Origin of the sequence: Aeromonas sp. R2-3 (assembly GCF_040908375.1) — a bacterium.
GTDB classification, from domain to species: Bacteria; Pseudomonadota; Gammaproteobacteria; order Enterobacterales; family Aeromonadaceae; genus Aeromonas; species Aeromonas veronii.
Genome location: NZ_JBFODP010000027.1, coordinates 338,418 through 361,182, shown reverse-complemented (window position 1 = coordinate 361,182; position 22,765 = coordinate 338,418). Strand labels below are relative to the sequence as shown.

The following is a 22,765-nucleotide window of genomic DNA, read 5'->3' as shown; positions in this document are numbered from 1 at the left end:
AAGGATGCGCGATGAAGAGAGGTTGGTTGTGGTGGGGAAGTGGTGCTGTGGTAGCGGTGGCTGCTGTGGCATGGTGGTGGCAACCGCAGCCGACGCCGATCAGGCTGGCTGAGGTCGGGCGGGGGGATGTGCTGGTCACCGTGGTCAACACCCGGGCCGGCACCATCAAGTCGTGTCAGCGGGCCGGACTCAGTCTGCCCGGTGGCGGCGTGGTGGAGCAGATCGCCGTCAAGGCCGGGGAGCGGGTAGCCCAGGGAGATCTGCTGCTGACCCTCTGGAGTGACGATATTCACGCCGATCTTGCCCGTGCCCGCGCCCAGCAGGCGCTCGGCAAGACCCAGCGCGAGGAGCGTTGCAGCGAGGCGGCCTACTACGAGCGGGAGGCCAACCGGCTGGCCACCTTGCTGGCCAAAAACCTCACCTCCCGCACCCTCGCCGAGCAGGCCCAGAATCTGGCCGATACCCGCCGCTATGTCTGCCAGGCATCCCGTCAGCAGGAGCGGGTCGACGAGGCGCAGGTCGCCCAGGTAGAGGCCCGCTTGAGCGAGCGCCGCCTGCTGGCGCCGTTTGCCGGAGTGGTGGCTGAGGTCAACAGCAAGTTGGGTGAATACATGACCCCCTCACCGCCCGGAGTAGCCATGCCTCCGGTGATCGATCTGATCGACGATCGCTGTCTCTATGTTTCAGCCCCCATCGATGAGGTGGATGCCGCCCGCCTCAAGGTGGGCCAGTCTGCCCGGGTACTGCTCGATGCCATGCCCGGGCGCGATTTTGCCGCCACCGTCACCCGCATCGCCCCCTATGTGAAGGAGCTGGAGAAGCAGGCCCGCACCGTGGAGGTGGAGGCGGCGCTCGCTGCCCTGCCCACCGATGTCCCCCTGCTTATTGGCTACAGCGCTGACCTTGAGGTCGAAGTGACCCGCGCTACCGATGTGCTGCGGGTAGCGGCCAGCAGCCGGGCCGACGATGGCAGCGTGCTGCGGCTGGAAGGGGATAAGCTGGTGCGGGTGGTGCCCCGCTGGGGCGTGGAAAACTGGAACTGGATTGAGGTGGCCGAGGGGCTCGCTGCCGGTGATAGGCTGGCTGCCCAGCCCGGACAGATTGTCGGGGAGGGCCCTTTCAGCGCCGCCACGGAGCAGACGGATGAGTGATCTCATTCGCCTTGATGCCGTCAGCCGTCGTTTCACCCTGGGGGGGAGCGAAGTGGCCGCCCTCGATCGCGTTTCCCTGCGGGTTGCCGAGGGGGAGTATCTGGCGGTGATGGGCCCCTCGGGCTCCGGCAAATCGACCCTGCTCAATGTGCTGGGGCTGCTGGATCGGCCAGACGAGGGGCGCTACTGGCTGGGAGGGGAGGATACCGCCACCCTGTCAGAACCTGCGTTGGCCCAGCTGCGCGGCCATCGCATCGGTTTTGTGTTCCAGTCGTTTCACCTCATCTCCCGCCTCACCGCCCGTGAAAACGTCGAGCTGCCGCTGATGCTGTGCGGGATCGCCCCCGCTGAGCGCCATCGCCGCAGCCAGCAGTTGCTGGGGGAGCTGGGGCTGGAGAACCGGGCCGGACACCGCCCTGCCGAGCTCTCCGGTGGTCAGCGTCAGCGGGTAGCCATCGCCCGGGCCATGGCAATGGCGCCGCGGCTGATCCTGGCCGACGAGCCCACCGGCAATCTCGACTCCCGCTCCGGGGAGGAGGTGATTACCCTGCTGGAGGGGCTCAACCGGGAGCAGGGGATCACGCTGGTGGTGGTGACTCACGACCCGCGCCTCGGTGAGCGGGCGGGCAGGCGGATCCTGATGAACGATGGCCATATCAATATTGATAGCGGCGGGGGCTGAATGCGGCGGCCCGATGTGATCCGCTTTGCCGCCGTGGCGTTATTGCGTCAGCGTTCACGGGCGCTGGTCTTGATCCTGGCGGTGAGTCTGAGCGTCACCTCGGTGCTGCTGCTCACCGCGCTTGGGGAGGGGGCGAGGCGCTATGTGGCCGACCAGTTCAGTTCCCTTGGCAAGGATCTGCTGGTGATGTTCCCGGGCCGCAAGGAGACCACCGGTGGGCTGCCGCCGGTCACCGGAAACAGTCTGCGGCAGATCACTCTCGATGATATGCACTACCTTGGCCAGCACCAGCCAAACGTGCGGCTGGTGCCGCTGGTGATGGGCTTTGCCGAGGCCAAACAGGGGGCGCGGCTGCGCCAGACCATGCTGCTTGGCAGCAGCAACGGGCTGCGCGATACCCACGGGCTGGAGCTGCTCTCCGGCCGCTGGCTACCGGGGGATGCCGCAGAGGATCGACCGGTCGTCCTGCTCGGGGCCGTGGTGGCTCGGGAGCTGTTTGGTCAGGCCGATCCGGTCGGCCAGTGGCTGCGTTTTGACAATCGTCGCTTTCGGGTGGTGGGGGTCTTCACCAGCCAGAGCAGCAATCTGGGGATGGATATGGCCGAAGCCGCGCTGATCCCGGTCGGTAGCGCCATGCGACTGTTCAACACCGAGGGGCTGTTTCGCTTGCTGATCCAGCCGCTGGCGGGGCAAGCCGTGCCGCCGCTGGTCAAGCGACTGGAGCAGCTGATGCAGGGGCGCCACGGGGTACTCGATGTGACCGTGGTGCGTCGCGACGCCATGTTGGCTACCTTCTCCACCATTCTCTCGACCCTCACCCTGGCCGTTGCCGGCATCGGCGCCATCAGCCTGCTGGTCTCCGGCATCATGATGATGAATCTGGCGCTGATCAGCACCCGCCAGCGCACCGGCGAGATCGGCCTGCTCAAGGCGCTGGGGGCCGACAGTTGCCAGATCCGCCAGCTGTTTTTGTGGGAGGCGCTGCTGCTGAGCGGCAGTGGCGCGCTGTTTGGCACTGTGTTGGGCTATGCCCTGGTTGCCCTCGCCGGAGTGATTTGGCCCGGATTTCCGGCGGCAGTCCCTCTGCTCGCTACTTTCTGCACCATACCTGCGGCCCTGCTGACCGGGCTGTTTTTTAGCTGGCTGCCCGCCTCCCGGGCGGCACGGCAAGATCCGGTCAGCAGCCTGCGCAGCGGGCAGTGGAGCGGTGGCTGATGCGCGCCGCTGATCTGCTGTTCTGGCTCTGGCGCGCCTTGCTGGCTGGGCGCAGTCGCAGCCTGCTGTCGGCGCTCGGCATTGCCATCGGGATCGCCTCGGTGACCCTGCTCACCGGCATCGGCGAGGGGCTCAGGCTCTATCTGCTCGACAGCTTCTCCCAATTTGGCACCCGGCTGATCGCCGTGACCCCTGGCAAGACCGAAACCGCCGGCGGCCCGCCCGGTATCCTCTCCAGCAGTCGTCCCCTGCTGCTGGAGGACGCCGATGCCCTCGCCAGATTGGCAGGGGTAGAGGCGGCGCTCCCTGTGGTGCAGGGGCAGGGGGAGGTGCGCAGCCGCGGGCTCACCCGCAGCACCGCCATTCTGGGCACAGGTCCGGCGGCACTCTCCGGCTGGCGGCTCACCCTGGTGCAGGGGCGTTTTCTGCCCGCGGACGACAGTGCCATGCCCCGCGCCTATGCGGTGCTGGGTGCCAAGGTGGCGGCTGAGCTGTTTCCCGGTGGTGATGCGCCGGGCAGTCTGCTGCGCGCCGGTGATCGCCGTTTTCGGGTGGCCGGGGTGCTGGCCCCCAAAGGGCAATTTCTCGGCTTTGATCTGGACGACATGATCTATCTGCCTGCCGCCCACGCCCAGGCGCTGTTCAACAAGGAGGGGCTGCAGGAGATCGACGTCATCTATCGCGCCGGGCAGACGGAGGCCGACATCACCGCCCAGATCCGGCGAGTGCTGATCGCCCGCCATGGCGCCGAGGATTTCACCCTCACCTCCCAGCAGGACATGCTGACCAGCCTCGACAAGATCCTCTCCATCATCAAGCTGGCGGTTGGCGGGCTCGGCATTATCTCGCTGCTGATCGGGGCGGTCGGTATCTTCAGCATCATGAGCATCGCCCAGCAGGAGCGGATCCCCGAGGTGGGTCTGCTGATGGCGCTGGGTTGCCCACGGCGGCGCATTCTATTGTTGTTCCTGCTCGAAGCCGTGGTGTTGGCGCTGCTGGGCGGGGCCATGGGGCTGGCCCTGCTCGGCGGGCTCAAACTGCTGCTCACCCTGCTGGCGGCGGGCTTGCCGCTCACCCTCCATCCTCTCTATCTGCTGCTGGCGCTTGGTTGCAGCGCCCTGGTTGGCCTGCTGGCCGGGGTCGCTCCTGCGCTGCGGGCAGTGCGTCTCGACCCCGTGGTGGCCCTGCGCGGTGACTAGGTCGCCCCTTCCGAAAGAAGCGCGTTACGCTCGGGTCTGAGCAGGGGGGACTAGGTGACCACCTCCGCAACCGACAGGCTGCGCTCAGATCTGAACAGGGGGAAGTAACGGCGATCCGCCTGACTCATGTGGCCGACCACCAGCTCCTGAATGATGAAGTTGAGCAGCTCGTCGTTGCCCAGAGTCCCCGCTTTGGCGGCGTGCAGCAGCTGGCCTGCTTTGTTGAGCAGGCGCTGGTGATCCTGACGGTGGCTGACGAGCTCCCGATAGTCGATCTCCGCCAGCATCTGCTCTTCAAAGGCGAAGTGATGGCGGGCCATGTCGAACAGGCTCTCCAGACTCTCCAGAAACGGGGCCGGATCCTCGTGCTGATCTTTCATCCGCTCCAGCAGCCGGTTGGTCAATACGAAGAGCTGGCGATGCTCGGCATCGATGCGCGGGTGACCGCACTCGTGGCCGGGTTGCCACAGCAGCGCGCCCTGCTCGGGATCAAGGCCTTCGGTATAGAGGCAGACCCGGCCGCGGCCGCGATTCTTCGCCTGATACATGGCCTGATCGGCGTGGTGCATCAGGGTCTTGGCATCCTCCCCGTGCTCGGGATAGAGCGCCAGCCCGATACTGCTGGAGATGAGCAGCTCCTGCCCCTCCAGCTGGAACGGATGGCGCAGCTGCTGGTGCAGCTTGTCGGCCACCGCCAGCACTTCGTCGCCACTCTCCGGCAGCAAGATAACGAACTCGTCGCCCCCCAGCCGTGCCACCAGATCCTGTTTGCGCACGCAGTGGCTCATCCGCTCGGCCACCATATTGAGCAGAATATCCCCGGTCTCATGGCCGAAGGTGTCATTGATCGGTTTGAAGTGATCGAGATCGATAAACATCAATGCCAGCGGACGGGGCGTCTCCTGCTCCATCAGCTCCTTGAGCCGTTGCTGCAGCAAGCGGCGATTGGGCAGCCCGGTGAGGGGGTCGTAGAAGGCGAGGCGGCGCATCATCTCCTCTCGCGCTGCCCGCTCGGTGATATCACGGGTGACCCCGAGGATCGCCTCCGGCTGGGCATTGTGGTTGCCATGCAGGGTGGTGATGGTTTCGGTGGCCACCAGATGGCCATCCTTGTGGCGCAGCTGGGTGCGAATGACCCGGCGGGTCTGGTCATGTTCTCCCCGCTGCCAGGCCTCCAGAGTGGCAGAGATCTCCTCGCGCAGCAGTTGCCTTGAGGCATCCGGCAGCAGCTGTTTGAGGGGCAGGGCAAACAGCTCTGGGGCCTCGTAGCCGCTCAGAGGAGTGATGGCCGGACTGACGTAGCGAAAGCGCAAGCTGGCGGCATCCATGGTCCAGATCACATCGGCGCTGTTCTCCGCTACGAAGCGATAGTGCTGCTCGCTCTGGGCCAGTTCACGGGTCAGCCGCTGGCGATCTCGCGCCTCCTGGCGCAGGCGCAGATAGAGGTGCAAGAAGATGCCGAGCAGGGTCATCAGGGTAAAGGTGATGAGCATGGCCACCGCCACGCTCTTGTCGAATAGTTGCCGTTGCTGGCGCAGCCGCTCCTGCGCCGGGTCGTAGATAAAGCGGTCGAGGTTGGGCAATACCGTGAGCATGCCCGCCTTCAGATAGGTTTTGGCGATCTGCAGCCAGCGCTCCTGCTGCATGTAGCCGGGTTCAATCAAATCCGGCTGCATCAGCTCTCTGGTTTCGCGAGCCTCGAACTCCAGCTGTTCACGGCCAGCCCCGGTCGGGTACTGCTCCATGATGAGGTTGATCATCTCTTCGGGGTGGTCCATCGCATAGCGCCACCCCTTGAGGCTGGCCTGCTGGAAGGCGTAGACCCGATCCTGTCGGGTGATCAGCTCCCGCTCGGAGGTAAACAGGTTGTCGCCGTAGAAGTCGAAGTCGATGGTGCGCGGACTGAAGACCCGATAGGGGATCCCTTTTTGTTGCAGATAGAAGGGCTCGGTAGTGCTGTAGGCGCTGATGGCATCCACCTTGCCCGCCAGCAGTGCCTCTATCCCCTGTTTGTAGGGAAGGGTGACCCAGTCGCGGCTGCGGGTATGGTGGGAAAGGTAGGTCAGCAGCTCGTTGGAGCCAGGCTCCAGCATCAGTCGCTTGTTGGCCAGATCGGCCGGGTTGCGAATATCTGGCCGATCCAGCGTGAGCAGAACCAGCGGCGAGTGCTGCAGCAGGGCGGCGAGCACCACCACCGGACGACCGGCAGCCCGATCCAGCAGCAGATCACTGCCGCTGATGCCAAACTGGGCCTTTCCCGAGATCACCTCGCTGACCACATCGGTGCGGGAGTCCGCTTCGCGCAGGGTGACATGCAGACCGGCCTCCCGATAAAACCCTTTGGCGATGGCCGCGTAGTAACCGGCAAACTGGAACTGGTGTTGCCACGGCAACTGGACGATGACCTGCTCGCCGGCTCGCACGGGGGGAGAGGTCAGGGTCGCGATGACCATACTGACCAGCATTGGCATAAACCAGCTGAGGCGCTGGCGGGGGGCTGCGTTCTCCGTCATACAACGTTTCTCTCGGGAGCGGTGTCTAGGCTAGATTCAAGCAATTTTGTGTCACCTGCAAGGGGAGAAAAGGCGTTTGCAATGGGGTATAGGGGGGTTGGAAAGTCATTTTTGTGTCGTTCATCACACGGGATGGATGCATGCCGTTTTTTTGCAAGTTATGTGACCAATAAGAGAGTCATATGGCCTATCTAAGTGGTCGCATTCTAGCCACTTTTTCCCGTTTTTATCGTTGTCATTGTGGCTTGACTGCATTTTTTCCGTAGTTGCACGTCAAGCTGTGTCGTTATATCAATAGATACTTTTATGGGGCGGTCAGGTGTGACGCAAATGTATCGCGGCTGCTGCGCACCGGTTAATGTGCGATGGCTCAGTGATGGTACCCCGTCAGTGTTATCATGCTGCCCCCAGTTCCGGATAAGGTCTTTTTATGTCCCGCTTGCGTCTGCTTGTCTCCGACTCTCACGATCCCCTGTTCAATCTGGCCGTCGAGGAGTGCATCTTCCGCCAGATGGACCCTGGCCAGCGGGTGCTGTTCCTCTGGCGCAACGCCAATACCGTGGTGATCGGCCGGGCCCAGAATCCGTGGAAGGAGTGCAATACCCGCCGCATGGAAGAGGACGGGGTGACCCTGGCGCGTCGCAGCAGCGGTGGCGGCGCCGTGTTCCACGACCTTGGCAACAGTTGCTTCACCTTCATGGCGGGCAAGCCGGAGTATGACAAGAGCGTCTCCACCGCCATCGTGCTGGACGGGCTCAAACGATTGGGGATCGAGGCCTTTGCCTCCGGTCGCAACGATCTGCTGGTGGCGACCCCGGACGGGGAGCGCAAGGTATCGGGATCGGCCTATCGGGAGACCCTGGATCGCGGGTTTCACCACGGCACCTTGCTGCTGGACGCCGATCTCGGCCGCCTTGCCAACTACCTCAACCCCGACCCCAAGAAGCTGGCGGCCAAGGGGATCACCTCGGTGCGCAGCCGGGTGGCCAATCTGTGCGAACTGCTGCCGGGGATCGACCATCAACAGGTGAGCGAGGCGCTGCAGGAGGCCTTCTTCCACCATTACGGCGCGCGAGTTGAGCCCGAGCATATCTCCCCCAAGCAGATGCCGGATCTGCCGGGCTTTGCCGAGACCTTCGCCCGCCAGCGCAGCTGGGAGTGGAACTATGGCCATGCCCCGGCGTTCAGCCATCTGCTGGAGGAGCGGTTCAGCTGGGGCGGGGTGGAGCTGCACTTTGATGTGGAGAAAGGGGTCATCACCCGGGCGCAGCTCTTTAGCGATACTCTGGAGCCGGCCCCGTTTGATCTGCTGGCGGCCGAACTGGCGGGTTGCGGCTATCGACCGGAGGCGGTTTCCGCGCGCCTGCAGCCCTGGCTGGCGGCCCTTCCGCAACAGCAGAGTGAGCTGGCGGAGTTTGCCCGGTGGCTGTTGGCCTCCCTGCGTTGAGGGGGGGCACTGCACTGATGGCGGTCTGGTAGTGAGGGTGCTGTCAGCCAGGATGGGAGCAAGATCACGAAATATAAAGAGGCGCCTCAAAGGCGCCTTTTTGCCAGCCCTTGTGATGGCTGATACATGACAAAAAGTAGGGTAGGCCATTAGATATTGTCGCTGTCTACCCCGCTGGTACAGGGGTATAACGGCCGCACATTTGCTGTACTAATGGTATAAAAATGAGTGACTTAGTTTATCTGCAAGACGAAAGCGTCAATGCCGTCCACCCCGATTTCTCCGCCCGTTTCGCCACCGTCAAAGCCAACTTTTTCTCGCGCAATCCCGATCTCTGGCCCGTTTTTCGCGAACCCGGATTTGCCACCCTCAACGAATTTCGGGCCCGTGGCCTGGCGCCGGATGCCCGCCTGAACGCCTGGCCTGATGGCCGTGCCCGCCTGGCCGATCTCTGCGAGACCATGCCGGTGCCCGCCACCATGCGCACCCCGGGCGAGCCGATGGCCGAGTTGCTGTTTGCCGCTGCTCTATCGAAGGATTGGGAGAACCCCTCCAGCGTCGAGAACGTCATCACCATGTCGGCGGATCCCGCCATCTACGGTGCCCAGCTGGGCATTCTGGCCAACCCCAATCTGGTCTACTCCGAATACGCCGGGGTCGCCGAGGAGCTGGAAAAGAAGGTGGTGCGCCAGATTGCGCTGCTGGCAGGCTATGACCCCGAGCGGGCCACCGGCATCTTCACCCAGGGGGGGACCTTCTGTAACCTCTACGGCTACCTGCTCGGCATTCGCAAAACCTTGCCGGAGGCCAAGCACAAGGGGCTAGGCCACTATCAGGATTACCGCATCATCAACTCCCAGGGCGGTCACTACTCCAACATCACCAACCTCTCCCTGCTCGGGGTCGATATCGAGAACAAGACTATCCGCATTCAGGTGGGGGAGAACAATGACATCGATCTCGACCACCTCGAGCGCACCCTGACCGCCTGTTTTGCCCTGAAACACGTGGTGCCCACCATCATGCTCACCATGGGCACCACCGACACGTTCGGGGTGGATCAGGTGAAACCCGTGTTCGAGCTGCGCAATCGCCTCTGCGAGCAGTTCGAGGTGGCGGTCAAGCCCCATATCCACGTCGACGCCGCCATCGGCTGGTCGATGATCTTCTTCCTGGGTTACGACTTTGCCGCCAACCCGCTCGCCATCAACAGCGCCACTCTGGCGGGGATCGAGCGCAACGTGGCGCGCTTTGCCGAGCTCAAATATGCCGACTCCTTCACCGTCGACTTCCAGAAGTGGGGCTATGTGCCCTACACCTCCAGTCTGGTGATGCTCAAGGAGCAGGATGACCTCAAGGCGATGGAGAATGACCCGGAGAACTTCTCCTACTTCGAGCGGGACATTCAGGGCCAGACCCACCTGCAATCCACCATCGAGTGTTCCCGCGGCGCGAGCGGTCTGTTTGGTGCCTATGCTGCGCTCAACTATATGGGGGTGGAGGGGTATCGCACCGTGCTGGCCCACTGCCTGCAAAATGCCAATTACTTCCGCTTCCGGTTAAGCCAGCTTGGCAACGTCAAGCTGGTGGCGCAGGAGAATCAGGGGCCGAGCGTCGGCTTCAAGATCTACAACCCCGAGTGGGTGAGCGATCCTGAAGTCGAATTCGCCTTCGAGCTGGCCCGCTCCAGCGATCCTGCCTACAAGGCTCGGCTGCAGCGCAACACCGAGTATCACCGCAGCCTGTTCAAGGGGCGCGGCAAGGTGGGGCTCTACACCAACTGGGTGGAGGCGGTGGCCCACTCCGACTATGACGCCCGCGGCAAGTACTCCTACATCGCCGGGGAAAAGGCAGTCTTTATGAATCCGGCCTGCACTCGCGAGCAGATCGACGCCTTTATCGACCATATTCGCGGTTGATGGCGGTTGCCCTGACTGCCGAGCGCGGTCAATGGTGGCAAGAGGTGGTTGGGGTGTATCACGCCAACAGATAGACAAAGGGCAAGCCGGTTGGCTTGCCCTGCTGTTTTTACGGCATAGAGCTTAAGTAGTGGGGAAGGTCGGGCTCAGAGTGCCAGCAGTTGCTCGTTCTCGACAATCTCGCACCCGGCAGGCAGTTTCGAGAGGGCGATCATGGCGCGGGCCACCTGACGGGCCTCGATGGCGCGCCAGCGGGCGAGCTTGCCCACCAGCAGTGGCCGAAACAGCGGATAGATGGTCTGAAAGATCTGCTCGGAGAGGCGCGGTGGCTGGCGATTCCCGAGCAGCATGGCGGGGCGTACGATGGCGAGCCGTGGCCAGGATTGGGCCAGCAGGGCCTGCTCCATCTCCCCCTTGGTACGCGGATAGAGCGCTGGGGACGATGCGCTGGCTCCCATGCTCGAGACCACGATGAGGCGTTGACAGCCGTGGCGGCGGGCCAGTTCGGCAAAGGCGACCACATAGTCGAGATCGACCCGGCGAAACGCCTCGGCAGAGCCCGCCTCCTTGCGGGTGGTACCGAGGGCACAGAAGGCGATATCCACCGGGCGGGAGAGGGTGACGCTGGCCAGATCATCAAAATTGACCGGCAGCCAGTGGTGCGCCTCCTTGCCCGGCTTGCGACAGAGCAGGGTCAGTTCATGTTCGGCAGGCAGTTGCTGCACCAGTTCGCGACCGATCAGGCCGCTGGCTCCGGCAATCAGGATCCGGCTCATGGGGATTCTCCCTGTGTCATTCGATGGTGTTGATGCCATGGTGGCTGCTCATCAGCATCAGGCAATTTGCGAGCAGCTGCAATGGGGAGGAATGACTCAGTGTTGTCGGGCAGGATGAATTACGCGGGGCTGGATAAAACAAAACCGGCGCGAGGCCGGTTTTGCGGGATATCAGAGCGGGGTATTGAAAGCGGCTGGCAGCGGGAAGTCACCCGTCACTGTGGTCAGCCTGTCATTGGCGAAGGTGACAGTGAGCTCTTTGCGCTCCTTGTCGCCGTGGCCCGGCTGGAATTCATAGAGGTAGTACCAGGTGTTGGGGTCAAAGCCGTCACGCAGCATGGGGGTCCCCAGCACATAGCTGACCTGCTCGCGGGTCATCCCCTGGCGCAGTTTGTCGACCTGTTTTTGTTCCACATAGTTGCCCTGGGGAATATCGATACGATAGACCAGGCTGCAACCGGAGAGGGTGAGGGCGGTCAAAGCCGCGGCAATCAGGTGTTTCATCCGCATATCGAGTTCAGATCATCCATACAGTCTTTTTGGCTCGGCAAATCATACCGACTCCCTCCACGGAAGTAAAAAGCCATTGATCCATCAGCCAATAAAAAGGGTCGCACTGCGACCCTTTCTGGCAATCCGGCTGCTGTTACATCGCCGCGCGGAAGATGGCGACGATCTCTTCGTGGCTCGCCTGTTTCGGGTTGGTGAAGCCGCAGGCATCTTTCAGGGCGTTGCTGGCCAGGGTATCGAAGTCATCGGCCTTGACTCCGAGTTGCTCCAGACCGGCTGGGATCTTCACATCCAGCGCCAGTTGCTTGATGGCGGCAATGGCAGCGGCAGCGCCCTGTTCGTTGCTCATGGCGCTCACGTCTACACCCATATAGCGGGCCACATCCTTCAGACGAGCCGCGCTCACCTGGGCGTTGAACGCCTGAACGTGGGGCAGCAGCACGGCGTTGCAGACACCGTGGGGCAGGTCATAGAAACCGCCCAGCTGGTGGGCCATGGCGTGCACATAGCCCAGGCTTGCGTTGTTGAAGGCCATGCCGGCCAGGAACTGGGCGTAGGCCATCTGCTCGCGGGCATGCAGGTCATCGCCATGGTGAACGGCGGTGCGCAGGTGCTTGGCAATCAGCTCGATGGCCATCACGGCGCTGGCATCGGTCACCGGGGTGGCGATGGTGGAGACATAGGCCTCAATGGCGTGGGTCAGGGCATCCATACCGGTGGCGGCGGTGAGACCCGCTGGCTTGGCCAGCATCAGCTCGGGGTCGTTGACCGACATCAGCGGGGTAACGTGCTTGTCGATGATGGCCATTTTCACGTGGCGCGCTTCGTCGGTGATGATGCAGAAGCGGGTCATCTCGGAGGCGGTACCGGCGGTGGTGTTGATGGCGATAAGCGGCAGTTGCGGTTTGGCGGAGCGATCCACCCCTTCGTAATCCTTGATGCTGCCACCGTTGGCGGCGACCAGCGCAATGCCCTTGGCGCAGTCGTGGGGCGAGCCGCCCCCCAGCGAGATGACGCAGTCGCAGCCGTTGGCCTTGATCATCGCCAGACCCGCTTCAACGTTGCTGGTAGTGGGGTTGGGTTTGGTCTCATCGAAAACTGCGCTTTCAATGCCATGTTCAGCCAACAGGGTGGTGAGCTTGGCGACCACGCCGATCTGGTTGAGGATTTTGTCGGTGACGATCAGCGCCTTGCGATAGCCGTAACCCTTGATATCGGCGGCAGCCTCTTGCAGACAGCCGGCACCCATCAGGTTGATAGCGGGAATATAGAACTTGAATGTAGCCATGATGGACTTCCTATAGTTAGCCATTAAGTGGTAGTTAAGAGCTAGGCTACCATCTAGAAAGGGATACAAAAGCATCTTGTTTACAACTTTACGGGGTCGATCACGAGTCGTTAATTAAGCGCTGAACCAAGCTTGACTTTCCCGCATCTGACTCGATTTACAGAAAAACGTTTGTCAATTATTTCATTGAGTTAGCAAACGTTTTGCGCAATGTTTGTCACTGTCAATGCGTGGAAGTGTGAGGCGCTTCAAGGAATTGGAAAGCGCTTTCGACCATAGTTGGCGCCTCCCCGAAGAGGGGGGTAAAGGCTTGAAAGTATCATAAAGAATCATCTTAACTTGTGCCCTGACCATGCTGGCAGGGGGCAACCAGGAGTCCAATATGTCTGATGTATTTCACTTGGGTTTGAAGAAAGCGGATCTGCAAGGCGCCACCCTGGCGATCGTCCCCGGTGACCCCGAGCGCGTGAAGCGTATCGCAGAGCTGTTGGATAACCCGGTGCACCTGGCCAGCCATCGTGAATTCACTACCTGGCGCGGCGAGATGGACGGCAAGGCCGTGATCATCTGCTCTACCGGTATCGGTGGCCCGTCCACCTCCATCGCGGTAGAAGAGCTGGCCCAGCTGGGTATCCGCACCTTCCTGCGTATCGGCACCACCGGCGCCATCCAGCCGCACCTGAACGTGGGTGATGTGATCGTGACCACCGGTTCCGTGCGCCTCGACGGTGCCAGCCTGCACTTTGCACCGATGGAGTTCCCGGCTGTTGCCGACTTCGACTGCACCACCGCGCTGGTGAACACCGCCAAAGAGATGGGCTCCAAGCTGCACATCGGTGTGACTGCCTCCTCTGACACCTTCTACCCGGGTCAGGAGCGTTACGACACCGTATCCGGCCGCGTAGTGAGCCGTTTCAAGGGTTCCATGAAAGAGTGGCAAGCTATGGGCGTGCTGAACTATGAGATGGAGTCCGCAACCCTGCTGACCATGTGCTCCAGCCAGGGCCTGCGTGCCGGTATGGTGGCTGGCGTTATCGTCAACCGTACCCAGCAAGAGATCCCGAACGCCGAGACCATGGCGAAGACCGAATCTGATGCCATCAAGATCGTACTGGGCGCTGCCCGCAAGCTGATCTGATAGCACCACAAAGAGTGGGGGGTGGGGGCCGTTGCGAAAGCGCGGCCCCTATCTTTATCCGCCGTTTACCGCTTTTCCTCTCCCGTCACGCCTTTCACTGATCCCGTCGCACTTGCGCTGGTTGTCTCTGCTGGCTGCCTCTACCTATTGCCTCTAAAACGGCGCTGGACAGCGCACTTGCATCGGCTCGCCGCTCACCGGATGAGTAAAATCCAGCTCGCTGGCGTGCAGCATCAGCCGCGGTGCCTGTTCGCAGCCGGGCGGCAGCAGACCGCCATAGAGATCGCAACCTAGGATGGGATGACCCAGCAGCTGGCTGTGGATGCGCAGCTGATGGGTGCGGCCGGTCTCCGGCACCAGTCGTACCCGGGTCAAAGGCACGGTCTGCCCCTGCATCTGCAACTCCAGCCGCTCAATCACCTGATAGCGGGAGCGGGCGGGTTTGCCGCTGGCGGCGCAAATCTTCATCAGCGGAAAGAGGGCCGGATCCTTGGCGATGGGGGCATCGATAAGCCCTTCATCACTGGCCAGATGGCCACAGAGCTGGGCGCTGTAGGCCTTGCTCACCGCCCGTTTGCTGAACTGCTGGCAGAGCAGGGCATTGATGGCCTTGTTTCTGGCCACCACCATGAGACCTGAGGTACCAAAATCGAGGCGATGCACCAGGGTGCAGCCGGGGAAATCCTGCACCAGTCGATAATGAACCGAGTCGAGATTCTGCGGATTTTTGCCCGAGAGGCTCAGCAGGCCGCTTGGCTTGTTGATGAGCAGCAGGTGCTCATCTTCAAACAGGATCTCGATGGCGGTACTGCAGGGCGGGGCAATAAAGGTGTCGACGATAACGGACATAGGTGGCACGGGCAGAAAACGGGGGGCGATCATACCCGAACCGGCGCTGCCGGGCGAATGGGCGGTGCGCAGCCTCGGAAAATGAATGGGATGACGCCATGCAACCTTTTGATAATGAGCCGCGTTGAGCGGGGCGGTGTGCCGTGCAAACCGCCCAGGTCAGCAACAAGGCCCCGTTTTGTGACCCCCTCCCGAGTTCATCCGAGGCTTGCTTGTTAAGGTATGGCTCCCTGTTATGTTGTAAGGACTCATCCCATGGCACTGCCCGTTATTCTCGATTGTGATCCCGGCCACGACGACGCCATCGCCCTCATTCTGGCGCTGGCCAGCCCTGAACTTGACGTGCTGGCGGTCACCACCAGCGCGGGCAACCAGACGCCGGACAAGACCCTCAACAATGCCCTGCGCATCCTCACCTTGCTGGGGCGGGACGATATTCCGGTGGCGGCCGGGGCGCCGAAACCGCTGGCCCGCGAGTTGATTATCGCCGACAACGTCCATGGCGAATCGGGCCTCGATGGCCCCAAGTTGCCGGATCCCGCCTTTGCACCGCAGAGGATGACGGGGATCGAGCTGATGGCCAAATGTCTGCGCGAGAGCCCGGAGCCCGTGACTCTGGTGCCGACCGGCCCGCTAACCAATATCGCCCTGCTGCTGGCGGCTCACCCCGAGCTCAAACCCAAGATCGCTCGCATCGTATTGATGGGGGGCGCAGCAGGGGCCGGCAACTGGACGCCTGCGGCGGAATTCAATATTTATGTGGACCCGGAAGCTGCCGATATGGTGTTCAAGTCGGGCATCCCAATTACCATGTGTGGCCTTGATGTGACCCATGAGGCGCAAGTGATGGATGAGGATATCGAGCGGGTGCGCGCCATCACCAATCCGGTTGCCCAGTGCGTGGCCGGGCTGCTCGACTTTTTCATGATCTACCATCGGGATCCCAAGTGGGGATTTGCTGGTGCACCGCTCCACGACCCCTGTACCATTGCCTGGTTGCTGGCTCCCGAGCTGTTCCACGGGGTCGAGTGCCGGGTCGATATCGAGACCCGGGGTGAGCATACCGTGGGGATGACGGTGGTGGATCGTTATGGTCTGACCGGCAAGCCAGTCAATGCGCTGGTATTGTTGGGGTTGGATCGTCCGGGCTTTATCGATCTGCTGGTGACGCGGCTGCGGGCGTTTGACTGAGCGCCGGTTCATTTTTGCAAGAAGGGGCGGGGAATGTGGAAGAGAGGCTTGGTGCTGCTGGCCGGGTTGCAACTGACAGGCTGTGCGACGCCATTCGAGCGGATGTGGCAGGGGCTGGCGACCTGTGAATTTACCGATCTCTATGTGGATGAGACGGGCAGGCCCGCCAATCTACAACTGGCCAACTATACCCCCTACAAGGTGAGTGACGGCTTTGCCTGGTACAAGGTGCACGAGGAGCTGCACGGCTTGCCGGTGGTCGGCTTTATCGTGCCAGCCTCCAGCTTCGAAGTGCATGCTCTCTTTGTCGATACTCCCATCGCCAATGCCCGCCGGTTGACCCACAACGCCTACGGCAGCGAGTTTGGTGACGAGCAGAAGCATGACGAGGGCTCAGCCCCTCTGCTGCTGCGCGATCCCAACAACCCCAAGCGCTCCATCATCGACTGCACTCGCGGCGAGTCTGACGGGGAGCTTGAGGATTCGGCCATGCCCGAGTAGGGCGCCTGTCATGCCATCGGCCTGAAAAAAGAGGGGCCAGCCTTGCCGGCTGGCCCCTCTATTTTGTTCCCCTTCGCCCGCCTAAGGGGCTGGCACGGCACGCGTTGGCATTCCTTCTCGAGGCGTTTGTTATGTTCAACTCACAGTAACTTCATAATAACGTTCAACATTAACAGAAACTTTACCCCACTTAGACGATTTAACTCTTAGCTGATGGCTATCAAAAGCAGTTTGATCTTTAAACTCTTCATATACCTCGAACCGATACTGGTTTTCTTCGTTTTGCGTGACTTCAAAAATCAGACAACCATCCTCTAATCTCGTCAAACGAATATGATTGTCTAGCTCATTGATAACAGCAGTTAACTCAGCTTGTGGCACAACAATGAAGCCTTTTAGAATCACCTTGCTCAATTTTCATCCTTTTAAATTTTTGCAGATGTATCTGATTTGTTTATGTGAAGCGCATAACACTCGGGTCAGGGATAGCTCAGCGTCTCCTTGATAAGAGGTAGCTGGGCTGCAATCCAGTCAGGGTTGATGGGGCCCCAATCGCTGATGCGGTAGTGCCCCTGCAGGTGGCGAGCCCCTTCGGTCTGCTCGAAGGCGCAGCTGATATCGAGTTCGGCCAGTGCCGTCAGGGTATCCTGCGCGGTGCGGCGCGGCATGCCGGTCACCTCCATAATGGCAGGCACCGTATCCGTGCCCTGACTGATCAGCCAAGCCACGTAGAGCCGCCGGTAGAAGCTGGTGCGGGTCTTGCTCGGCTCACTCATAGCTCGTCCTCAAGACGATCGAAGTAGCGCCAGGTCGCAATGGCTGCTTTGCCCATCACCAGCGCCCAGAGGCCGAACCAGAACCAGCGGAAGAAGCTCCAGGTGGAGGCGTCAGGCTCGGTACTCTCAATCTTGGTGACGTTGGGGAACATGGAGAACATGTTCACGCGCCAGCCGTAAGAGGTGATGATGGCCAGGCGTTTCTCGAACTCCATGGACTTGGCCTTGGCCTGGACGTCGGCGGCGTTGAACTTGAAGTAGAAGGGCCAGCCCCACTCGGTATCTTCGTTGCGGAACACCCGGATCTTCTCACCGGGGCGCTCGGTGTAGATGTAGTAGACATCGGTGGTGGGGCCGTCAGCCGGGTTCTTCTGGCTGATAGGGCCATCCTTGTCGGTACGCTTCACCTCGACCCCGGTGATGGTGGCGATGGTGTGCTCCGGCAGGTAGTAGTCGAGCCAGGCGGCGGAAATGAGGGCGATGAGCCCCAAGGCGATAAAAGCGGGTTTCTTGAATCTCAGGCTCATGGTGTGCTCACGTGAGGGGGAGTGACGTGCCTCTACCATACTCACATTTTCCCCCTCAGCCCAGCCCCTTATGGCACCAACGGCCAAAAAATGGCGTTTAAAACAGAGACAAAGCCATTGCTCCATCAACAAGAAAGGCCCTTGCGGGCCTTTTTGTCTGGTTCACTTTGTGCGCTTACAGCTGGAATTGGGCCAGCTGTTTGCGTTGCTGCTCGGCGAGCTGGGAGAGTTCGTTGCTGGCACTGGCGCTCTGGCTGATGCCAGCGGAGCTCTGGCTCACGATCTCGTGAATATTGGTGATGTTGCGGTTGATGTCGGCGGTAACGCAGGACTGCTCCTCGGCGGCGGTGGCGACCTGGGCGTTGGCGTCGTTGATCTGGCGCACGGCACCGGTAATGCCGCTTAGCAGGTCCTGCACCTGAGCGGACAAGCGCTGGTTATGGCTGAGGATCTCCAGAGTCTCCTGCACGCCGTTGTTGGCGGATTGGGACTGGCTCTGTAGCCGCTCGATGATGGCCTGGATCTCCTTGGTGGAGTCCTGGGTACGGGCTGCCAGCATTCTCACCTCGTCGGCCACCACCGCAAAACCACGACCCGTTTCACCGGCACGGGCCGCTTCGATGGCGGCATTGAGCGCCAGCAGGTTGGTCTGCTCGGAGATCCCCTGGATCACTTCAATTACCTTGCCAATCTGCTCGGACTGGGATTTGAGCTGGGCCACGATGGCGGCGGCATCTTCCAGACTGCCCGCCATCCGGCTGTTGGCGGCAATGCTTTCGGTAAAGAGGGCGAGCCCCTGTTCGACCCGGCCATTGGCATCCCGCGCCAGCTCATCGGCGATGGCTGCGTTGTGGTTGACGTTGTCAGCGGTGCTGGAGAGTTCGGTCACGGCGGAGGCGACCTGTTCGATCTCGCTGTGCTGCTGCTTTGCATTGGCCTCGGACTGGGTCATCACGGCGGCCAGCTCGGTGGCGGCGGAGGCGACGCTGTTGCTGATCCCGGTCAGGTTCTCGATGGTGCTACCAAGTTGCCCCAGAGTGAGGTTGATATCTTTGGCCAGACGGGTCAGCTCGTTGTTGCCCTCCGCTTTGGCGCGCACGTTGAAGCGCCCTTGCGCCACGGCGTGCATCACCTCTTGCAGCTGACTGATGGGGCTGACGATGCGCCCGGAGAGGACCCAGCCACAGATCAGCGCCGCCAGCAGGGTACCGGCGGTGAGCAGCAGGGTACGCAGCAGGGTGGCTTCGTAGTGGGCCTGCTCTTCGGCCAGCTCTTGCTGGATCAGCTGGTTGATGTGGGCGGACATGCTGTCGATCTGCTTGATCAGCTGTTCACCCAGCTCGCGGAAATGGAGGCGAGCCGCCTCGTAGGCGACCGGATCGCCGCCACCCTGATGTTTTTGCGCCAGCAGCGGCAGCATGTTGCTGCGGGTATGGTTGAGGTAGGCCTGCAGGGCGGCAGCGACCTGACGGTTATCCTGCTCGGCACCGGGGAGCACCAGACGGCCGAGGATGGCGTTGATCTCCTGCTCGGCGCTGTTGAGGTTTGCGGGCAGTGCGGCAAACAGCTTGGCATCGTAGAGGCCATAGATGGCGCTGGTACGCAGCCGGTAGGTGGCGTGGATCAGTTTGGCAATATCGTCCTTGTGCTGGACCACGGTCTGGGTCGTCTCATCTATGTCATTGATGGCTTCATCCAGACCCTGTTTGCTGATGGCGATCATCACCATCATCAGCAGGCTGGCCAGCAGCAAAGGTATCAAGACCTGGACACGTATTGATAGATTATTCAATGACATAAATGGCTCTAATCCGGAATTGGAGGAGCCGACATATTACACATGCACGTCAGGAGCTGTCACAGGCTTTTATTGCTGAAATTTGCTGAAGAAAAGGTTTTTTCTTGTGAGAAAGGAGCCATTTAGGCATGATTGAGCGCTTTATCCCCTGAATATGTGGTACAACTGGCTGGGTTGTGTCAATCCTGTCCCGTTTTCGTGATTTCCCGCTCTCGTCATATGGAGGTGTGTTGTGTCCAGCTGGATCGATCCGGCCATTCTGGCTCTGTTTATCCCGACCTTTTTCTTTGTCTCGGTGACCCCCGGCATGTGCATGACCTTGTCGATGACGCTGGGGATGAGCCTGGGGGTGCGCCGAACCCTGCACATGATGTGGGGGGAGCTGATCGGGGTCGGGCTGGTCTCGGTGCTGTCGGTGATCGGGGTGGCAGCCATCATGCTCAACTATCCGGGGATCTTTGCCGCCTTCAAATATGTGGGGGGCGCCTATCTGGTGTGGCTTGGCATTCAGATGTGGCAGGCCAAGGGGAAGATGGCCATTCCGGCGGATCTCTCGGCCGGTCAACAGACCAGCGCCATGGGGTTGGCGCTGCAGGGCTTTGTCACCGCCATCGCCAACCCCAAAGGGTGGGCCTTCATGATCTCCCTGCTGCCCCCCTTTATCTCTGCCGACAAGCCGATGGCGCCGCAGATCAGCGCGCTGGTGGCGCTTATTCTGGTCATCGAGTTCTCCTGCCTGCTGCTCTACGCCAGCGGCGGCCGCACCCTGCGCCACTTCCTTGCCAAGAGCGGCAACGTCACCCTGATGAACCGCATCGCCGGTACCCTGATGCTGGGGGTGGGAGTCTGGCTGGCGCTCGGGTAAGAGCCGTCAGTGACCCTCGCCACAAAAGAAAAATGCCACCGCTCGGTGGCATTTTATATGGGCGCCGAGTGGCTCAGCGAGGCTTGAAACGCTCAACCCATGGGTTGGCGGTGAGGCCGTGCAGGATGACGCTCAATATGATGGTGCAGAGCACGGTGGCGATGATGGGGCGCTGGCCAATCAGGGAGGGCTCATTTTGCAGCACCATCACCGCAAAGACGATACTGGCAAGGCCCCGCGGGCCGAACCAGCCGATAAAGAGCTTGAGCTCCGGCTTGAGGCCGGTACCGATGAGGCTGAGCCAAACCGGCACCATCCGCAGCAGGGTGAGGCTGGCAATGGCATAGAGCCAGTATTGCCAGTGCAGTAGCTCCGGCAGAATGGGCATCAGGGTTGCACCAAACACCATCCAGATCACCACGGAGAGCAGGTCGCCGTAGCCTTCGCAGCTGTCCATATAGGCGTGCTTGTGCTCGCCGAGGCGGTGGCCGATAAAGAGGCCGCCGACAAAGGCGGCGATAAAGCCACTGCCCCCCAGAGTCTGGGCCAGCGCAAAGCAGAGCAGGGCCAGCCCCGGCATGGTGAGCTGACGCCAGAGCGGCAGTTGCCAGCCATTGAGATAGGAGATTTTCAGCAGCCGGATGGTGAGGCTGGTCAGTACAAAGGCGACCAGCAGGCCAATACCGATCTCCTCCAGCATCAGGGTGATAGCCAGAGTGGCGGTGCCTGCGTGCTGCTCGGTGGGGGCGATAAGGGCCAGCAGCAGAAGCAGCACAGGCACGCAGATGCCGTCGTTGAGGCCGCTCTCCTGATTGAGCCCTTCACGCACAGGTGCAGGCACCGCGGGGTTGCTCACCACCGCCTTGCCGAGCGCCGCATCGGTGGGCGCGAGAATGGTCGAGAGGATCGCCATCTCCAGCAGTGGCAAGTCGGGGAAGATCCAGTGGCCAAACAGGGCGCCACAGAGCAGGGTGAGGGGCAGGCCAATCAGCAGCAGCCGGATAGGGAGCTGGCGGTTGGCCAGCAATACCTGCCAGTTGGTGTTGGCGGCATCGTTGAACAGCACAATCACCAGCGTCAGCTCGGCCAGCAGCTTGATGCCGGCGCTGTCGATAGAGAGGGAGAGCAGCTCCAGCCCTCCCGGCCCCAGCAGCCAGCCGGTCAGCAGAAAGAGCAGGGGGCCGTTGACCAGTTTTGATTCAAAGCGCCCCGCGATCAGGCTGTAGACCAGCAAGAAGGCGGCGATCACCGCCAGATTCTGGTAAAGCAGGTGTGCATCCATACAACCTCCTTTCTGCCCCCGTAGGGGGGGGTTAATCGGTCAGGCAGTCGGGGTCGAACACATACTCCCCGTCCAGCCAGCGCACGATTTCGTCTACGCAGGATTGGTCACGAAACGGCAGATAGCGCGCCTTGAGGGCGGCAATCTGCTCGGGGGTGAGCTGTGCCAGTCCCAGATCCTGAAACAGCGGCAGGTCGGCCTCGATCATCGCCGAGATCTGCGGGCCGCAGGTGGCGTTGAGAGCGGCATGCAGCGCCTTGTCGGGGTCGTACTGCTTGCCGAGTCGGTAGCTCATCGGCAGGGTGGCGAGGGGCAGGGCGGAGAGCGCTGCCTGCTTCATCGGGTTGACCGCGTGGCCGGCGAGCAGATCCGCCAACTCGGCGGGGCGGTTCTCGAAGGCGCGCAGGTGCAGGTAGCTGCTCGCCTTGCTGCCATCGTTGACCGGGTAGTTGTCCCACAGGAAGGGCTTGCGGCCGAGCAGTTCGGTCACCTGTTTGAGGTGGCTGGCCGGATATTCGCTGGAGCAGACCTTGGGGCCGGTCCAGAAGATCTCGAAGCGGTGGTCGAGCTGTTCGCCAAGCTCCTCCAGATAGCGGGGAGGCATGGCGCCAAACACCTTCTCCAGTACCGGATCGGTCGAGTAGTAGCTGGGGCAGAAGATGAGGCGGCTTGCCTTGCTGTGGGCCGCGATATCGTGGGCGATGGTGAGCTGGTGACGGGCCAGGTCCGGGGTATCCCCCTTCATGTCGTCAAACAGCACTGCCAGAATGTCAGGCTGCAGCATCTCGTCGATGAGGCGCACTTTCTCAAGCAGCGCCGAGCGTTTGCGATCGTAGTTGTGATGCGCCCCCATGGGGCTCAAGCCCACCCCGAAGGCGAGCCCGTTGGCGCGGCACTGGCGCGCCAGCTCGGCGAGATCGGCCAGCTGCTGCTCGGGCCAGGGGAGGGCCCAGTGCTTACGCAGATAGCCATCCTCTTTCGGTGCATAGATATAGAAGCCGTAACCATGGCGTGGCAGCCACTGGGCGTAGCGGGCGCGGGCCTGCCAGCTCCATCCCTTGCCAAAAAAGCCTTCAATGACCCCCAGATTGGCAGCGGGGGGCAGGGGGCCGGACAGCAAACTTTGATATGGCATAAC

21 protein-coding genes are annotated in these 22,765 nt (G+C 61.5%); 10 read left to right on the top strand and 11 right to left on the bottom strand.

Translation table 11 applies throughout. The annotated features are described in order from the left end of the window. The first annotated feature begins 11 nt into the window (after window positions 1-11). Genes AB5Z02_RS14220 through AB5Z02_RS14205 form a run of 4 tightly spaced genes read left to right on the top strand, consistent with a single transcriptional unit; the run spans window position 12 to window position 4,247 of the window. Window positions 12-1,151, top strand: coding sequence for an efflux RND transporter periplasmic adaptor subunit (locus AB5Z02_RS14220; protein WP_368216233.1), 1,140 nt, complete (start codon window positions 12-14; stop codon window positions 1,149-1,151). After that, the gene (locus AB5Z02_RS14215; protein ID WP_244775072.1) at window positions 1,144-1,833 is read left to right on the top strand and encodes an ABC transporter ATP-binding protein; all 690 of its coding nucleotides are present in this window, start codon (window positions 1,144-1,146) and stop codon (window positions 1,831-1,833) included. Before AB5Z02_RS14220 ends, AB5Z02_RS14215 begins: the two co-directional genes overlap by 8 nt. After that, window positions 1,834-3,048, top strand: a complete 1,215-nt coding sequence (locus AB5Z02_RS14210; RefSeq protein WP_368216231.1) for an ABC transporter permease — start codon at window positions 1,834-1,836, stop codon at window positions 3,046-3,048. Next, a complete protein-coding gene (locus tag AB5Z02_RS14205; RefSeq protein WP_042080309.1) occupies window positions 3,048-4,247 on the top strand; it encodes an ABC transporter permease in 1,200 nt (399 codons plus the stop codon). The genes AB5Z02_RS14210 and AB5Z02_RS14205 overlap by 1 nt, the downstream gene beginning before the upstream one ends. A gap of 50 nt (window positions 4,248-4,297) precedes the next feature. Here AB5Z02_RS14205 and AB5Z02_RS14200 read toward each other — a convergent pair whose 3' ends face one another. Continuing rightward, on the bottom strand, window positions 4,298-6,760 hold the full coding sequence (locus tag AB5Z02_RS14200; RefSeq protein ID WP_368216229.1) for a diguanylate cyclase: 2,463 nt from the start codon (window positions 6,758-6,760) through the stop codon (window positions 4,298-4,300). Window positions 6,761-7,190: 430 nt separating this feature from the next. Between AB5Z02_RS14200 and AB5Z02_RS14195 the strand changes: the two genes are divergently transcribed. Together AB5Z02_RS14195 and AB5Z02_RS14190 are read left to right on the top strand one after the other, a co-directional pair. Then, window positions 7,191-8,207 carry a lipoate--protein ligase A gene (locus AB5Z02_RS14195; RefSeq protein ID WP_368216228.1) on the top strand — a complete coding sequence of 339 codons (1,017 nt, stop codon included), beginning with the start codon at window positions 7,191-7,193 and terminating at the stop codon, window positions 8,205-8,207. Window positions 8,208-8,431: 224 nt separating this feature from the next. Next, the gene (locus AB5Z02_RS14190) at window positions 8,432-10,126 is read left to right on the top strand and encodes an aspartate aminotransferase family protein (RefSeq protein ID WP_368216227.1); all 1,695 of its coding nucleotides are present in this window, start codon (window positions 8,432-8,434) and stop codon (window positions 10,124-10,126) included. Window positions 10,127-10,272: 146 nt separating this feature from the next. Here AB5Z02_RS14190 and AB5Z02_RS14185 read toward each other — a convergent pair whose 3' ends face one another. The 3 genes from AB5Z02_RS14185 to yiaY all read right to left on the bottom strand — a co-directional run bounded on the left by AB5Z02_RS14185 (window position 10,273) and on the right by yiaY (window position 12,700). Beyond that, the gene (locus AB5Z02_RS14185) at window positions 10,273-10,902 is read right to left on the bottom strand and encodes an NAD(P)H-binding protein (protein ID WP_368216226.1); all 630 of its coding nucleotides are present in this window, start codon (window positions 10,900-10,902) and stop codon (window positions 10,273-10,275) included. A gap of 171 nt (window positions 10,903-11,073) precedes the next feature. Beyond that, window positions 11,074-11,412: an outer membrane protein assembly factor BamE gene (gene bamE, locus AB5Z02_RS14180; RefSeq protein ID WP_005337980.1), complete on the bottom strand. Its 339-nt coding sequence runs from the start codon at window positions 11,410-11,412 to the stop codon at window positions 11,074-11,076. Between the two features lie 136 nt (window positions 11,413-11,548). Further along, window positions 11,549-12,700: an L-threonine dehydrogenase gene (yiaY, locus tag AB5Z02_RS14175; protein ID WP_201936862.1), complete on the bottom strand. Its 1,152-nt coding sequence runs from the start codon at window positions 12,698-12,700 to the stop codon at window positions 11,549-11,551. Window positions 12,701-13,082: 382 nt separating this feature from the next. Here yiaY and udp point away from each other — a divergent pair, with 382 nt between their 5' ends. Further along, a complete protein-coding gene (udp, locus tag AB5Z02_RS14170) occupies window positions 13,083-13,838 on the top strand; it encodes a uridine phosphorylase (protein WP_368216225.1) in 756 nt (251 codons plus the stop codon). A 153-nt stretch (window positions 13,839-13,991) separates the two neighbouring features. On the opposite strand, the gene AB5Z02_RS14165 is transcribed toward udp, so the two are convergent. Continuing rightward, on the bottom strand, window positions 13,992-14,687 hold the full coding sequence (locus AB5Z02_RS14165; RefSeq protein ID WP_368216224.1) for an RluA family pseudouridine synthase: 696 nt from the start codon (window positions 14,685-14,687) through the stop codon (window positions 13,992-13,994). 255 nt (window positions 14,688-14,942) lie between these two features. Between AB5Z02_RS14165 and rihA the strand changes: the two genes are divergently transcribed. Next, window positions 14,943-15,878, top strand: a complete 936-nt coding sequence (gene rihA, locus AB5Z02_RS14160; RefSeq protein ID WP_368216222.1) for a pyrimidine-specific ribonucleoside hydrolase RihA — start codon at window positions 14,943-14,945, stop codon at window positions 15,876-15,878. 33 nt (window positions 15,879-15,911) lie between these two features. Then, on the top strand, window positions 15,912-16,379 hold the full coding sequence (locus AB5Z02_RS14155) for a hypothetical protein (protein WP_005350434.1): 468 nt from the start codon (window positions 15,912-15,914) through the stop codon (window positions 16,377-16,379). A 135-nt stretch (window positions 16,380-16,514) separates the two neighbouring features. Here AB5Z02_RS14155 and AB5Z02_RS14150 read toward each other — a convergent pair whose 3' ends face one another. From AB5Z02_RS14150 to AB5Z02_RS14135, 4 genes are all read right to left on the bottom strand, one after another. Beyond that, window positions 16,515-16,784 carry a putative quinol monooxygenase gene (locus tag AB5Z02_RS14150; RefSeq protein WP_368216329.1) on the bottom strand — a complete coding sequence of 90 codons (270 nt, stop codon included), beginning with the start codon at window positions 16,782-16,784 and terminating at the stop codon, window positions 16,515-16,517. A 74-nt stretch (window positions 16,785-16,858) separates the two neighbouring features. Continuing rightward, window positions 16,859-17,155 carry a winged helix-turn-helix domain-containing protein gene (locus AB5Z02_RS14145; protein WP_335849310.1) on the bottom strand — a complete coding sequence of 99 codons (297 nt, stop codon included), beginning with the start codon at window positions 17,153-17,155 and terminating at the stop codon, window positions 16,859-16,861. After that, the gene (locus AB5Z02_RS14140) at window positions 17,152-17,682 is read right to left on the bottom strand and encodes a DUF1523 family protein (protein ID WP_005350438.1); all 531 of its coding nucleotides are present in this window, start codon (window positions 17,680-17,682) and stop codon (window positions 17,152-17,154) included. The genes AB5Z02_RS14145 and AB5Z02_RS14140 overlap by 4 nt, the downstream gene beginning before the upstream one ends. A gap of 175 nt (window positions 17,683-17,857) precedes the next feature. After that, complete coding sequence (locus AB5Z02_RS14135) at window positions 17,858-19,480, bottom strand: methyl-accepting chemotaxis protein (RefSeq protein WP_368216221.1); 1,623 nt, start codon at window positions 19,478-19,480, stop codon at window positions 17,858-17,860. A 232-nt stretch (window positions 19,481-19,712) separates the two neighbouring features. Here AB5Z02_RS14135 and AB5Z02_RS14130 point away from each other — a divergent pair, with 232 nt between their 5' ends. Further along, entirely contained in the window at window positions 19,713-20,345 is a 633-nt protein-coding gene (locus AB5Z02_RS14130; protein ID WP_005344345.1) for a LysE family translocator, read from the top strand. Between the two features lie 73 nt (window positions 20,346-20,418). Here AB5Z02_RS14130 and AB5Z02_RS14125 read toward each other — a convergent pair whose 3' ends face one another. Then, window positions 20,419-21,627, bottom strand: a complete 1,209-nt coding sequence (locus AB5Z02_RS14125) for a sodium:proton antiporter (protein ID WP_005359338.1) — start codon at window positions 21,625-21,627, stop codon at window positions 20,419-20,421. 31 nt (window positions 21,628-21,658) lie between these two features. Further along, a complete protein-coding gene (locus tag AB5Z02_RS14120) occupies window positions 21,659-22,762 on the bottom strand; it encodes a beta-N-acetylglucosaminidase domain-containing protein (RefSeq protein ID WP_368216219.1) in 1,104 nt (367 codons plus the stop codon). Window positions 22,763-22,765: the final 3 nt, after the last annotated feature.